Consider the following 13,220-nt stretch of genomic DNA (forward strand, 5'->3'; position numbering starts at 1 on the left):
ATCTCACCCTGCGTCGGTCTCGCCTTTAGATCGTCCAGTATCGGTGCGAGGAGGTCGACGCGCTTTGCACCATAGCGCGCCAGACCACTCCTGTTGGACGAGCGGCGCAGTGATCCGATCTTGAACCATTCGTTCCGACCTCGATGATCCGCTCGTGCGGACGCTGTCTGTCATGGTGCGGGCACCAGATGACGATGTCGGTGCCATGCCGGATCGGGGGTTATGACATGGCCGCGTTCAAACGGGTGACAGCGCGATCCGAAGCCCCAGATTTCGCTACGAGCGACTGCGGGGGAGATATTGGGCTTACCGTCTGAACCGACAGCCTCGCCGCCAGAGGATGCGGCACATGGGCGGTCGCGAGGGACAGGCAACCCTTTCGCTGCGGGCCGTGTTGCCGCGTGCCGCGGCTGCCCGCTCCACCCCGCCACGAAAGGGTTTCCCTCGGCTACGCCTCGGTGCCTGACCCTCTCGATCGACCGCCCAGGAGGTGCGCATCCGGCGGAGAGGCCGCCGGTTCAGAACCGAAAGGCAAGCCATCATGTCTACCTCGCTAGCAGCCGCCTTGGCGGCACTGGAACTGGGCCATCTCGAACCTGTCGCCGAAGAATTGTCGGGCATGGCGCCACCGCCGACCGAGGCCCTGGAGCAAACCGTCACCGCCATCTGGAGTGACCTCTTCACGACAATGACGAACACGTCGATCGAACGCGACATCGAGGATCTCGGCTGGAGCCTGGTCAATCTCTTCCACCGCGCCGCCGCCAAGAAGCATGGGCTTGTGGACCGGCTAACCGACGACATTCGCCTCCTCCTCGCCGAACAGGACGGCTCCGAGATCAGCACCAACGATCTGGAGGAGAAGATCGATCTCGCCAAGAAGGTCGAGGAATCCGCAGGCGCCTTCGAGGTCATGCGCGACGTCGCTGCCGCTCACTATATGCGCGAGACGGGCCGGTCCTGGGCTCCATCTTCTGGCAACCGCATTTCGCTGGGCGTCACGGCCGCGATCGTCGACGGTAATGCCTTCCTGCGGGCACGTCGCGAACGTCGCCTCGAGGCCAATAGCGCCCGCGGCACGCCGGTTGTGTTCGCAGGTGGTCGCCTGACCTTTGCCAATGATGCCGATCTCAAGACCTTCGCTGACAATTTGCTGGCGACGCTCAACAAGGTCCGCGCCCATGTCGGTGACATGTATCTCGTCCATGGTGGTGACATGAAGGGCATCGAGCGGCTTGCGGCCTCCTGGGCCGAACAGAAGGGCATCCAGCAAGTTCGCTTCGGTCTCGATCGCAAGCTGGGGGATCGTGCTGGGTTCCGCCGCAACGAACAGATGCTGTCGCTTAAGCCCCGCTACGTCATCGCCTTCCAAGGCAATGGCGTCACTGAACGGCTCGTAATCGAAGCCAAGGCCCGCGGTATCCGCGTTGTCGATCGCCGTGGTCGTCTGGGTACGCCGCCCTCCGCGCGATGACCTGCTCGGGCGCCGGTCATCCGGCGCCCTTCCCTTTATGAGCGGTTACATCCCCCAGTGCGCGTTGGCGTAGATTTCGTCGTAGGAGGCGGCGCGGACTGGCTTTATCCCGATCTCTTCGAGGAAGAAGAGTTTGCCAGCCTGACGTTCATCGTTGGGATCGTCGACATACACGAACCAAGCGTCATGTCGGCGGTGGGCAAACTTGCGAAAATACTTGGCCCGCTCGATCAACAGCCAGCGCAGAAAGACCTCGTTCTCCTCAAGCGCCAGGCCGAAAATGAGAAGTGGGCGATTGAAGGCAACGTGCATCCATGTGCCTGCTCCCCGCCAGTCGCGCTTGTTTTTCGCCTTGAAGAGGTTCTCCTCTCCCGTCCGGTGTAACCAGCCACGGGCACGCTGCACCGATCCCATGTAATGCGTAAGCCCCAACCGGATGCTCAGCTTGTAGCGAGCCATCCCGTTGACGTGCCAGATGGCGAATGTTTCGCATGGGTCGGCAACAGGATCGTGCCCAAAATAGCATTCCCATGGGTAAAAGCTGGTGAATTTGGGATTCGCTGGCCGGTGAAAGGATGTTAGCGCCGCCTTGCTGAGGACTTCGTCGAAGTTGGTGGTGAGGACTGGGCAATCATGGCTTTTTGCCCAGTTCATGATCGCCCGATGGTGAGGGTACGGCCGCCAATCCGCCATCTCCTCGCAAAATCCCGCTTGCAGGTCGCCGACACGGGCGCGCGATCGCAGCTCCAGAACATCGTAGAATTCTGTCAGCGTCGTGCCCGGGGGCACGCGGCTGATCCTGGGCGCACAATCGCGCGCGATCTTCAACAACAGTTGATCCCACGAGTTGGTGGTGGAGGCGTTGGCATAACGGTTGATGCCATTGCCGATAACAAGCGCCAGTTCGCTGCCACGCTGGGCCAGGATCCGTTCCAATGTGGTGTCAGCCAAGTTTGTTCTGCCTCCCCCGTCGTAGCCGCCCGCTTGGCGCGTGAGCATCACGACACTCACGGCGATCGGCGTTTCCATGCGTGTCTGGACTGGTCCATCATTGCAGGTATGCGGCGTCGGCGCGAGCCATTCGCTCCATGTGCTCAGGACTTTGCGGACCGTTTGTCGATGCGGCTGGGCAAGTGCCCGATGCCAAAGGACTGCCGCGCGCCTGCGAAACAGTGATGATGGTCGGCGTCGAGTGCGTTGGCCAAGGTCGAGCCGTGTCCGATATTAGGTTGCCCTGATGCGTGGTGATGGCAAGGGCGCCGACATTGCCAGCAGCGATGGGTGCTGCACAGGTTTCCCTAAGATCAGTCGGACGTGAGGGAGGACCCCTTCTTCTTCACCTGACCCCTTGGTCGTCCGTCCGCCGCTTCCAACCCGCGAACCTTCGGGCCGAGTTGCCGTGTGCCACGGCTGCCCGCACCACCCCTCGTTTCGGGGTTTCCCTCCGCGCCTGTGGCGCTGCGGTGGAAGCGTCGTCCTGGCCGCCCTCTCCGGGGATCAGTCGAAGGGATCATCCCTCGACCGACAGAAAAGGAAACCTCGACATGCAGAACCTGGTCATCCTCGCTGGCAACGTCGGCGCCACCCCGGAAGCCCGCACGACGCAGGGCGGCACCCGGATCACCCACTTCAGCCTCGCGACCTCGCGGCCCAAGCGCGACAGCGACGGCAAGGTCATCAAGGACCGCGATGGCTACCGCGTCGAAGATACCGAATGGCACCGGATCACCTGCTTCAACGGCATCGGAAAGACGGTCGAAGAGTATGTCGAGAAGGGCATGAAGGTGATGGTCCGCGGCCGGATCCACTACACCAGCTGGACCGATCAGGACGACATCAAGCGCTACGGCACCGAGATCATCGCCGACGAAGTGACCTTCCTCACCCGCGCCAAACCGGCGGATCGCTCGGGCAACGACATGCCGGATGACGAAGAAATTCCCTTCTGAAAACGGATCGGCCCGGTGGCAGATGCCACCGGGCCTTTTTTATATGGTGATTGGCACACCGGAGGATTCTGCTCGGCGCCTTCTTCGACTTCAGCAGGCCTCTGGCACCGGGGAATAGGACGGGTAGTCAATATAACCCTCGGCGCCCCCACCATAGAAAGTGCTGCGGTCGGCAGCGCTGAGCGGCCAGCCATTGCGCAGGCGCGCCACCAGGTCGGGGTTCGAGATGAACGGCTGCACAAAAGCCGCGAGATCGATGAGGCCATCAGCGATCAAGCTCTCTGCGCGATCTGCAGTTAGGCCGCCCGCCAGAATGAGGGCGGTGTCGGGCAGCTTGCCACGAATGACCTTCAGGAGGGCAAGGAAGCTGTTGCCGGTATCGTCGCCGGTCCCCTCGCCCATCTTGAAGCCGCCCTGATCCATGATGTGGACATAGGCAATGCCTCGCTCTCCCAGAGCCTGAGCGAGGGTCGAGTAGGTTTCGTCGATCTCGGGATAGAGCGGCATGTCGAACAGCTGGCCGTAGGGCGAGAGACGGATACCGACCCGTTCGCGTCCGATCCTGGCGATTACCGCATCGACCACTTCCAGCGTAAAGCGGAGCCGGCTTTCGAGCGTCTCCGGACCATAGGCATCCGTCCGGTCGTTCACGAGCGGGTTCATGAACTGCTCAAACAGGTAGCCGTTCGCACCGTGGATTTCGACGCCGTCAAAGCCCGCTTCAACGGCGTTCGCCGCTGCCTGCACGAAGTCCTCAACTACGCGGGAGATTTCGTCGGTGGCAAGCTGACGCGGCGCTGTGGTTGGGATGAGATCGGGCTTGCCGTCCTCGTCGAAGCCGTAGGCAAGCGCGCCGGCAGCGATCTTGGAGCTCGCGCTGACGGGATCCTTCCCCTCATCCTGGATGCTCGGATGGGAAACGCGTCCGACATGCCAGATTTGGGCGAACATCGCTCCTCCATTGGCGCGGACGGATTCCGTCGTCAGCCGCCAACCGGCGATCTGCTCCGCTGTGAAGATACCGGGGTTGAAGAGATAGCCCTGGCCCTCCCGCGAAATCGGCGTGCCTTCGCTGACGATCAGGCCCGCACTGGCGCGCTGGGCATAATAGAGCGCGACCCGTTCACTCGCGACGTCGCCGGGTGCACGTGCGCGTGTGAGGGGCGCCATTACGATGCGATTGGCGAGGGTGCGCGAGCCTAAACGGAATGGTTCAAATAATTTGGTTACGAGAACACTTCCAATGTTTGAGTTGGACAGGGATGTTCTGGAGATAATAGGCCGTGCAATCGCAGATAAGTTGGCGATTTCGCGTCTCATTGAGGACATAGGGGCCACAATTCGTTCGACGTTTGTCCGCCGAATCGAGCTTCGGCGTCTAGCGATCTCGCAACAATGTGCCTAAGGCGGCCATAGGGGCGAGTTCGAGCCGAGCCCAGCTACCGATGGTCCGCTATTTCGGTATTCTCAGAGCCGCTGTCGTTCTTGGGGCCCGTCGCCAGGGATTTTTTGCTACGTCGGGTTTGAAGCAAATTCGGGTCGATAGAGGACGCTACGACCGCGAGGCGTAATGCCCGTTTTGCTTCTAACAACTGGCTATTCAGGAAGCTGCCGTCGGCTCAGGCGCCTAGGCGGTGACCTTTGTTGGCGGAAGACCACTAATGACTGGCCAACGCGAGTGCTACGTTCTTGACGATTGAATAATATTGCGTTTGCGGCCATCAAGTTACGTCTATCGGGGGCGCGGCATGGTTTTAGCAACAGATCTGGTCAGCAAGCCTTTACGTGAGAAGGGGGCGACGGGAGGTCGATACGATTTTCAGACCATGTGGGGACTCGCGTTGCTATTCCAGCAGCACGGGACCAATGATGACTATGCGATCGTCTTCGAGTTCCACGATGATATCGCGTTGCTCGATAGCGCAACCAATCCCACAAACGTACGCTTCTATCAGGTCAAATCCAAGGACACCAACGGCGGTTGGACGCTAACTGCCCTACTCAAGCGAGAGAAAGTCAAGACCGAAGAAGGTACGAAGGAGAAGCCCTCTTTCGTCGACAAAATGTTCGACAATGTCGACAAGTTTTCGAGCGCTGTCCTTTCTGCCGATTTTGTTTCGAACCAGCTTTGCGGGTTCAACGCTGGCAAGACTTCCTTTCGCCTGAGCGCATGCGAGCCTAGTCATTTCAAGAAAATCGTCGGGTCGATCCAAGAGGCTTATCCCAGTGCGACTGAGGCACAGATCGGGCTGCTCGGATTTCAACGCACCGATCTAAGTCTTGGGGACGTGGCCTCTCACACAAAGGGCAAGCTTCAGACCTTCATCGCGGAACAGCTTGGTACAGTCTGGTTCAGTCCCGAGGCTGTCTATCAGGCGATCGCCGATGAATGTCGCAGGAAGGCAAATTTCTCTGGCGAAACCACCTCTCTCCAGCAGGCGATCAAGGAAAAGGGGCTGACCAAGGCCAATGTTCAGGAATGGTTGGATGCCATCCAGAGCAACAGCCGGTCCCCGGATTGGGGAACGATTGCGCCGAGCCTAACATATCCCTTCGCGGATCAGCTTCGCATCAGCCAGGAATATGCGGTTTATCGTGCTGCCGCGCTGAACTCAGCTGACCGCGCGGTTCAGCGCATCCGCATGAGGATCGCAGAAGCATTGCCGAGCGTCATTGAGGACACGACGCTTAGTCTCGTCGATATGGTCGAGAAGCTCTACCTTCATGCTGAAGAGGTAGGGAAGAAGTACCTTTCACCATTTAGTCCCTTAAGGCTGAAGGCGATGATAATATATGAGATATACGCACATCATTAAAGCCGAGCAATACAAGCGATTAGTTAGAAGTCTCAGAAAGAAGTCTCATGAAAAACTTGAAGTTGCGAAGGCTTCTTCTCCTCTCTCGCCTCGAAGGGAAGGCGAGGCAGGAGAAATTTGACGAAAGCACGACGGTAGTGTTCGGAGAGAACGACACCGGAAAATCGCATCTCATCAAATCCATCTACGGTGCCTTTGGCGCAGATGCCTCGGTTATGAACGAGAAATGGACTAAGGCATCCGTCGCCACGATGCTCGAATTTTCCGTGGACGGCGCAATCCACTCGATCCTTCGTTTCGACAATCAGTTCGCCTTGTTCGATGCTGCAAATAATCTACTCTGGACCGGAACCTCACTAGTGAAGGAGGTCGGCCCAAAGGTCGCCGAACTACTCGACTTCACCATTCAACTAACCACCAAATCTAGCGATCTCGTGGTTCCGCCGCCACAATTCTGCTTTCTCCCCTTCTATCAAGACCAAGACCGGGGCTGGGATGACAGCTGGAGCTCGTTCAAGAGTCTCGCCATGATTCCCAATTTCAAGAAGAGCATCCTCGATTATCACACTGGGATACGTCCTAGGGAATATTACAGCGCCCAAGCGCAACGCGCGGATGCGCAGCGCGAGCAGAACGAGCTCAAGGCCGAGCGCCGCGCACTCGACCGCGCGAGCGCGCGGCTCCGGAACGGGCGGTCGCCGGTGACTGCAACCTTCTCGCCGGAGTTATTCGGGGATCAGATCGAACAGTTACTGGCTGAGTTGAACGAGCTTCGCGCAATCTACGAGGGGGTGAAGCACAAGATATCTGAACTTCAATCTCGACGCGCTGTGCTAGTCGAGGAAATCGAGATTGCTCGCACCGCGTTGGCGGAGCTCGATGCGGATGTGAAATTTACCCAGAACCTGTCGGAGGCGCAGGTTATATGCCCCACCTGTAATACCGTGCATGAGAATGATTTTGCGAACCGCTTTAGCCTCATTAGCGATGCGGATGCGTGCAGGGGGTTCCTTGCGCGCGCGCGACACTCTTTGGCAGAGGTCGAGGCCGATGTGGCACGCCAAATGCAGTCGCTACATTCATATAACGACCGGATAGGGCGGATCGACGCCCTGCTCGAGGAAAAGCGGGGCGAGGTGAAGCTCCGTGACATGCTCAAGCACGAGAGCGAGCGCATCGTCGACGCCACAATCGCGGCCGAGCGCGCCGTGATCGACGGGGGTATCGTTGAATGGCAGGTCAAGGAGGAGGAGGCTCTCAAGCTGATGAAGGCGCATAGCAGCGCCAAGCGCAAGGCAGAGATCGTAGCCTTCTACACCAAGAAGCTTAGCGCCTTCGCAGTAGAGCTCGGCGTGACGTTCGGAGCCGCTGCTAAGAAAAGCGTCTCACCCAAGATAAACGAGACCGGTAGCTACGGAGCGAGAGCTATTCTGGCCTATCATTTCGCCTTGCTACATACGATCCGCGAGTTCACCACGTCCTGCCTGTGTCCGATCATCCTAGATACTCCGCTTCAGCAGGACCAGGACGATACGAATGCCGCCGCGATCATTGGTTTTGCCCTCAAGAACAGGCCGCGCGACATGCAACTGGTCCTTGGCACCGTCTCGCTGCATGGCGCCGAGTATGGCGGGCACTTCATCAACCCGAAGGTGAAAGAGTCGTTGCTTCAGGCCGACCAGTTCGACACGGTCAACGCCTATATGCGCCCCTTCATCAATAAGATGCTTGGGCAGGACCAGGGAGAGCTTATCTAGCCGTCGGTTTTCGACCCGGATCACTGCTCAAAACAGGCAATTAGGGGCTGGTTTAACAGTGCCTTCTCTCCAAACCGGACGGCCGCCCAACGGCCCGTATCAGTCAGGCGAAGTTGGCCGTTCTGCAAAGCTGGAATTTCCGCTCTGGCTGTAACCGTCCGATTGTTACCGCGGTGTTTGGGCCTTGAAGCGAGTGACGAGTTCGGGATCGTCAAGGAAGTCATCGAGGAAGCTGTGCCAGGTCTGGGTGGTGCGGCGTGCTTCTCGAAGCATATCTGACAGTTCGTCGACGCCATCGTCGGTGAGTGCCGTAATGGTCTCATCCGGGCCAGTGTAAACGCTGATGATGCTGCCGTATGTCAGATTGTCATCGTTCCAGACGATGGCTTTCAACAGCTCCACGTCCTCACCAAGCATTTTGGCAGCATAGTCCAGCGTGCGCACGTGAGTGATCGTGGCCATCAGGCTACCTCTGCCAATGGTACCAAGGGCTTCCATTTCCAAGGCAACAATTCGTCGATCCGGTTGATCTTGTGATCGTGGATACGGCCGAGCACGTCGGCTAGATAAGCCTGCGGGTCCAGACCGTTCATCTTGGCACTTTCAATAAGCGTCATGGCCCGTGCCACGGTTTCAGCGCCTGCTTCGGAGCCGGCGAAGAGCCAGTTGCGTCTTCCCAGACCAATAGGTCTCACGGCTCGCTCAGCGGCATTGTTATCGATGGCGACGCGCCCGTCTTCGATGAACAATGAGAAGGCATGCCAGCGACCCAAGCCATAACGAATGGCGCTGGCCAGATCGCCCTTGACGGGGATGCGGGTGAGTTGCTGCTCGGCCCAGGCGCGCAACGCCTCGAGTTTGGGTTTGCTATGCTCCTGGCGGACGGCACGCCGAACATCCGCGGGCTTCCCGGCGATTTCACGCTCGATGTCGTATAGCTGGCCGATGCGATCGAGGGCTTCTCGCGCTATCGGTGATTTGTTCGCTTTCCAGATGTCATGGAAGTCACGCCGCCAATGGGCAAAGCAGGCAGCTTCCAGGAAGCGCGGTTCGCCGTCTGCGCCGGGCTCATAGAGCTTCGCATATCCCTTGTAGGCGTCGGCCTGGAGAATGCCGCTCGCATTGCAAAGGTGGTTTTGCACGTGCTCCGCCTTCCAGTTGGGAGCAAAGCGATAGACCACACCCGGCGGTGCCGCCCCGTTCCACGGGCGCTGATCGCAGACATAGCCCCAGATCCTGCCTTGCTTCACGCCCTTACCGAGCCCCTTGGCCCGCCGTGTGTGATCCAGCACCTGGATCGGTGTATCATCGGCGTGGATGACGATGCTGGCCAGGACCGATGCCTCAATACGCTCGATCAGGGGCTGCAGGGTTCGCATCGCTTTGCCGCACCAGTCAGCCAGCGTGCTGCGGGGAATGTCAGCGCCCATGCGGGTAAGGATTTCATTCTGCCGGTACAGCGGCAAGTGATCGTCGAACTTTGAGACGAGCACGTAGGCAAGCAGGCTGCTTCCGGCCATGCTGCCGGGGATTGGGCGGCTCGGAGCCGGCACCTGCACCATTTTCTCACAGCAGCGGCAGGACTTTTTCGGCCGCGCTACCTCGATCACCTTCAGTTTGGCGGTAATCATTTCGATGATTTCGCTCACGTCCTCGCCGACGAGGCGTAACTCGCCCCCGCAATCGGGACAAGCGCTGCCCGGGTCGAGTTCTTTTCGCTCGCGCGGCGTGTCGGACGCAACGCGCGGACGCCGGGCCATGGCCCGTGCGCTGTCTACATGCGCAGTGGCTTCATCCTCTTCGACATCGCTCGGCAAAGCGACGGTTTGTGCCACAGCGACCAGAATGTCCTCCAGGGCCAGTTCCAGCTGCTCGATCTCGCGTTCGATCTTTTCCGAGGACTTGCCGAAGGCCTGTTTCTTCAGTTTGACAATGCGCAGACGCAGGGCCTGAACCACCAGATCATGTGCACGGACCGTTGCCGCCAGCTTCGCGTTTTCCGCCTGCAAGTCGGCGATTATCGCCTTCAGCAAAGCTGGGTCTTCGGGAAGGTTTTGCGCCGCGCTCAGCATGATCCTGCTTACCAGCCAGGGGCAGGAATATCCATGAAAACAGGTAGATTCAGGAACAAAAGTCAGCCCACGTGAGCAGGCGGCGCGGCCCAATTTGGACGCCTCCAGTCGATGCCTTCCCAAAGCATCGCAAGCTGGGCCGAGGTCAGCCGCGCCGTCCCATCCGCCGCAGAGGGCCAAGGAAAACGGCCACGCTGCAAGACCTTGTAGTACAGGCAAAATCCTTGCCCATCCCAGTACAGCAGCTTCACCCTGTCGCCGCGACGTCCTCGAAAAGCGAACACCGCGCCGCTTGTCGGTTTCTGTCGCAGCACCGTCTGGGCCAGCTGGCCAAGGCCAGAGATGCCTTTGCGCATATCAGTGACGCCGCAGGCCAGATAAACTCGCACGCCAGTTCCCGGGCCGATCACGCCGCCTCCACGCAGCGGATGAGCTGGGTCAAGGCGATGGCCTCGATGTCGCTTCCAAAGCGCAAAGTCCGGCCTTGCGTCAGGCGCAACTCCACCATGCACGTCCCGCCTGGGCTTGTGCTGCGGGCAACGTCAGGGCTCTGAGCGGCAGGCATCTCCACAGGCAGAAAGACTGGCTCCGGTGGGGCCAGCAAGAACCCGCGCTTCTTCAAATCATGTCGCCAAGTGTAAATCTGCTGCCGGGTTACATCGTGGCGCCGGGCTACCTCTGCCAGCGTCGCGCCATTGACGCCGACGGATCCGATGATCTCCAGCCTCTGCTGGTCCGTCCACCGGCGCCGTCGTTCCTGACCCAGTATTTCCGCCCTCATCGCAATCCCCGATCAAGAGACGTCGTTAGCGACGTCGCTATGACCGTCTCTTAAGAAATTATCGCTCCATTAGGCAGGCGGTCCCAATCGGACGGTTACCTCTGGCTGGAAGCTGCCGCATTATATCCGGCCGTCATGCGACCTATTCTGGTCGGAACAAGTATAGACTGCCTCGCAATCAAACGGACAACCGCTCGCGCATATAGTCCACGAAGAGACGTACCTTCGATGGAAGCAGCTTCGCCGAGGGATAGACTGCTACGATCACCATCGGTTCTGGTTTAGCATCAGCAATCGACACAGGCAGCAGCTTGCCCGAAGCGAGATCCTCCCGGACGTCCCATTCCGACAGTAGCGCAATGCCAGCCCCCTCTACGCAGGCCTGATGAATGGCATCGATGCTGTGGGTCGAGAGGCGTCCACCAATCTTCTGTCGGACAGTTCGATCGCCTGCCCGGAACGTCCAATAGGTTGTTGATCCGTCAGGCAGGCACTCATGAAGCGCAAGCTCTGTCAGGCTTTGCGGCGTGCCTGCCGCTGCCAAATAGGAAGGCGCTGCATAGAGGCCCCGTGGATTGTCTGCCAACCGACGCGCAATGAGGTTACTGTCGCGCAATCGCGATGTAACGCGGATCGACAAGTCCAGCCCTTGCGCAACGAGATCAAGGACATCGTCCGACAGGACGAGATTGACTTCAAGCTTGGGATGCAATTTCAGAAAGTCGATCAGTGCTGGCGTCACCACCTTGCGACCAAATGCCAGCGAGGCGGTGACGCGCAGGGTGCCGGTGACCAGCCCGCCTTCAACCCCCAGCGCAGCACGAGCCTCATCATGCGCATCGATCATGGTACGGGCATGGGGGAGGAAACGCTCCCCTTCGTCAGTCAGCGTCAGTGCGCGCGTCGTCCGATGGAACAGTCTGATACCCATATCCTGTTCCAGCGCCGCGATACGACGCGATGCCTGCAATGCACTCGTACCGTTACGCCGTGCTGCGCCGGCAAGGCTGCCTGCTTCGGTCGCGGCAACGAACATGGCGATATCCGATAGGTTCATTGCATCAGAATCTGACATGCCGGATTGTCATGGCTCGGTACTACACCAAGAAGTGACATGCCGCCATATCCGCCCGGACATCATTTCTGGATGAGCGAACATGACAACCATCACCGCCCAAACCGATATGCAAGCCGGGCATTTGAGCCGGCCATTGCTCTTTACGCTGACGCTAGCGACTGGGCTTGCAATCGCAAATATCTATTACAACCAGCCAACCCTTGCGCTCATGGCGCAGTCGCTGGACGAAAGAACAACCGCCTATGTCCCGGTGGCTACACAGATCGGCTATGCCGCTGGGCTGTTTTTCATCGTGCCCTTTGGAGATATTGCCAATCGCAAACCTTTGATCGTCGGGCAGTTCCTGCTTCTTGCTGCAGCGCTCATGCTGGTTGGCACTGCGCCGTCCGCTGGATTTCTGGTCGCAGCTTCGACGCTTCTGGGCCTTGCCGCCAGCGTTGCCCAACAATTGGTGCCGCTGGCCGCGCACCTTTCCGCGCCGGAGAAGCGCGGCGCGACCGTCGGTACGGTGATGTCCGGCCTGCTGATCGGGATATTGCTCAGCCGTACATTGGCGGGCTTCATCGCGGCGCATTGGGGATGGCGCGCGGTGTTCCTTGCCGCTGCTCCCGTCATGCTCTTCACTGGCCTGGCGATGGGCGCTGTGTTGCCTCGACTGCAGAACACGGAGCGAATGTCCTATCGCGCGCTGATAGGCTCCATGTTCGATCTGTGGCGCGACCTGCCCGAACTGCGTCGGGCAGCACTGACGCAAGCGGCACTGTTTGGCGCATTCTCCGCGTTCTGGACCGTATTGGCTCTGCGCCTGGCTGAGCCGCCCTTCCATATTGGCGCTGCAGGGGCGGGAATGTTTGGCGTCATTGGCGCTGTAGGCGTGCTGGTGGCGCCGCTCGCAGGCAGGATTGCAGATCGTGACGGCCCCTATCGGGTAATCGCCTTGGGCTCAGCGGTGTCCGTAGTCGGCTGGCTATTGCTCGGGGCCTGGGGAACATTGGCAGGCATGGTGGTCGGCGTGATCCTGTTGGACTTCGCTGTTCAATCGACGCTCATTTCACACCAGCACATTATCTTCGCGCTGCGACCAGAGGCACGAGCGCGGATCAACACGCTCTTCATGACGACCATGTTCCTTGGCGCGGCGATCGGATCAGCTATCGGGATGAAAGGCTGGCAGATGGGAGGCTGGGTCGCCGTGGCAGCCATTGGCGTTCTCTTGAGCCTTGGGGCAATCGTCACGAGGCCCCGGCGCAAATAGCGGACTTTTGGCAGTTGGGACAGGCAGAGCGCTGGCTG

The 13,220-nt window shown here is 59.4% G+C and carries 12 protein-coding genes; 5 read left to right on the top strand and 7 right to left on the bottom strand.

Annotated features, from left to right (window positions below; translation table 11 throughout):
- The first annotated feature begins 541 nt into the window (after nucleotides 1-541).
- Entirely contained in the window at nucleotides 542-1,474 is a 933-nt protein-coding gene (locus GGR45_RS14190) for a DUF2493 domain-containing protein (protein ID WP_175311080.1), read from the top strand.
- Nucleotides 1,475-1,519: 45 nt separating this feature from the next.
- Here GGR45_RS14190 and GGR45_RS14195 read toward each other — a convergent pair whose 3' ends face one another.
- Nucleotides 1,520-2,503 (bottom strand): hypothetical protein, encoded by a 984-nt coding sequence (locus GGR45_RS14195; protein WP_217497913.1) that lies wholly within the window; start codon nucleotides 2,501-2,503, stop codon nucleotides 1,520-1,522.
- A gap of 515 nt (nucleotides 2,504-3,018) precedes the next feature.
- Between GGR45_RS14195 and GGR45_RS14200 the strand changes: the two genes are divergently transcribed.
- Nucleotides 3,019-3,423 (top strand): single-stranded DNA-binding protein, encoded by a 405-nt coding sequence (locus tag GGR45_RS14200; protein ID WP_175311079.1) that lies wholly within the window; start codon nucleotides 3,019-3,021, stop codon nucleotides 3,421-3,423.
- Nucleotides 3,424-3,513: 90 nt separating this feature from the next.
- Here the strand turns inward: GGR45_RS14200 and GGR45_RS14205 are convergent, their stop codons facing one another.
- Entirely contained in the window at nucleotides 3,514-4,713 is a 1,200-nt protein-coding gene (locus tag GGR45_RS14205) for an alkene reductase (protein WP_336621509.1), read from the bottom strand.
- Nucleotides 4,714-5,171: 458 nt separating this feature from the next.
- Here GGR45_RS14205 and GGR45_RS14210 point away from each other — a divergent pair, with 458 nt between their 5' ends.
- Together GGR45_RS14210 and GGR45_RS19695 are read left to right on the top strand one after the other, a co-directional pair.
- A complete protein-coding gene (locus tag GGR45_RS14210) occupies nucleotides 5,172-6,239 on the top strand; it encodes a dsDNA nuclease domain-containing protein (protein ID WP_246358236.1) in 1,068 nt (355 codons plus the stop codon).
- Between the two features lie 47 nt (nucleotides 6,240-6,286).
- A complete protein-coding gene (locus tag GGR45_RS19695; RefSeq protein ID WP_246358237.1) occupies nucleotides 6,287-7,996 on the top strand; it encodes a hypothetical protein in 1,710 nt (569 codons plus the stop codon).
- Nucleotides 7,997-8,161: 165 nt separating this feature from the next.
- On the opposite strand, the gene GGR45_RS14225 is transcribed toward GGR45_RS19695, so the two are convergent.
- The 5 genes from GGR45_RS14225 to GGR45_RS14245 all read right to left on the bottom strand — a co-directional run bounded on the left by GGR45_RS14225 (nucleotide 8,162) and on the right by GGR45_RS14245 (nucleotide 11,924).
- Nucleotides 8,162-8,458: a hypothetical protein gene (locus GGR45_RS14225; RefSeq protein WP_175311078.1), complete on the bottom strand. Its 297-nt coding sequence runs from the start codon at nucleotides 8,456-8,458 to the stop codon at nucleotides 8,162-8,164.
- Complete coding sequence (gene tnpC, locus GGR45_RS14230; RefSeq protein ID WP_175311077.1) at nucleotides 8,458-10,068, bottom strand: IS66 family transposase; 1,611 nt, start codon at nucleotides 10,066-10,068, stop codon at nucleotides 8,458-8,460. Before tnpC ends, GGR45_RS14225 begins: the two co-directional genes overlap by 1 nt.
- Before the next feature lie 62 nt (nucleotides 10,069-10,130).
- Entirely contained in the window at nucleotides 10,131-10,457 is a 327-nt protein-coding gene (tnpB, locus tag GGR45_RS14235) for an IS66 family insertion sequence element accessory protein TnpB (protein WP_343051193.1), read from the bottom strand.
- A 17-nt stretch (nucleotides 10,458-10,474) separates the two neighbouring features.
- Entirely contained in the window at nucleotides 10,475-10,849 is a 375-nt protein-coding gene (tnpA, locus tag GGR45_RS20040; protein ID WP_175311076.1) for an IS66-like element accessory protein TnpA, read from the bottom strand.
- Between the two features lie 178 nt (nucleotides 10,850-11,027).
- Complete coding sequence (locus tag GGR45_RS14245; RefSeq protein WP_246358238.1) at nucleotides 11,028-11,924, bottom strand: LysR family transcriptional regulator; 897 nt, start codon at nucleotides 11,922-11,924, stop codon at nucleotides 11,028-11,030.
- A gap of 82 nt (nucleotides 11,925-12,006) precedes the next feature.
- Between GGR45_RS14245 and GGR45_RS14250 the strand changes: the two genes are divergently transcribed.
- The gene (locus GGR45_RS14250) at nucleotides 12,007-13,182 is read left to right on the top strand and encodes an MFS transporter (protein ID WP_175311075.1); all 1,176 of its coding nucleotides are present in this window, start codon (nucleotides 12,007-12,009) and stop codon (nucleotides 13,180-13,182) included.
- Nucleotides 13,183-13,220: the final 38 nt, after the last annotated feature.

Source organism: Sphingomonas zeae (assembly GCF_014197135.1).
Taxonomy (GTDB): domain Bacteria; phylum Pseudomonadota; class Alphaproteobacteria; order Sphingomonadales; family Sphingomonadaceae; genus Sphingomonas; species Sphingomonas zeae.

Coding starts and splice junctions, on each gene's coding strand:
- GGR45_RS14190 (WP_175311080.1), top strand. CDS start 542: ATGTCTACCTCGCTAGCAGCCGCCTTGGCGGCACTGGAACTGGGCCAT.
- GGR45_RS14195 (WP_217497913.1), bottom strand. CDS start 2,503: ATGGAAACGCCGATCGCCGTGAGTGTCGTGATGCTCACGCGCCAAGCG.
- GGR45_RS14200 (WP_175311079.1), top strand. CDS start 3,019: ATGCAGAACCTGGTCATCCTCGCTGGCAACGTCGGCGCCACCCCGGAA.
- GGR45_RS14210 (WP_246358236.1), top strand. CDS start 5,172: ATGGTTTTAGCAACAGATCTGGTCAGCAAGCCTTTACGTGAGAAGGGG.
- GGR45_RS19695 (WP_246358237.1), top strand. CDS start 6,287: ATGAAAAACTTGAAGTTGCGAAGGCTTCTTCTCCTCTCTCGCCTCGAA.
- GGR45_RS14225 (WP_175311078.1), bottom strand. CDS start 8,458: ATGGCCACGATCACTCACGTGCGCACGCTGGACTATGCTGCCAAAATG.
- tnpC (WP_175311077.1), bottom strand. CDS start 10,068: ATGCTGAGCGCGGCGCAAAACCTTCCCGAAGACCCAGCTTTGCTGAAG.
- tnpA (WP_175311076.1), bottom strand. CDS start 10,849: ATGAGGGCGGAAATACTGGGTCAGGAACGACGGCGCCGGTGGACGGAC.
- GGR45_RS14245 (WP_246358238.1), bottom strand. CDS start 11,924: ATGTCAGATTCTGATGCAATGAACCTATCGGATATCGCCATGTTCGTT.
- GGR45_RS14250 (WP_175311075.1), top strand. CDS start 12,007: ATGACAACCATCACCGCCCAAACCGATATGCAAGCCGGGCATTTGAGC.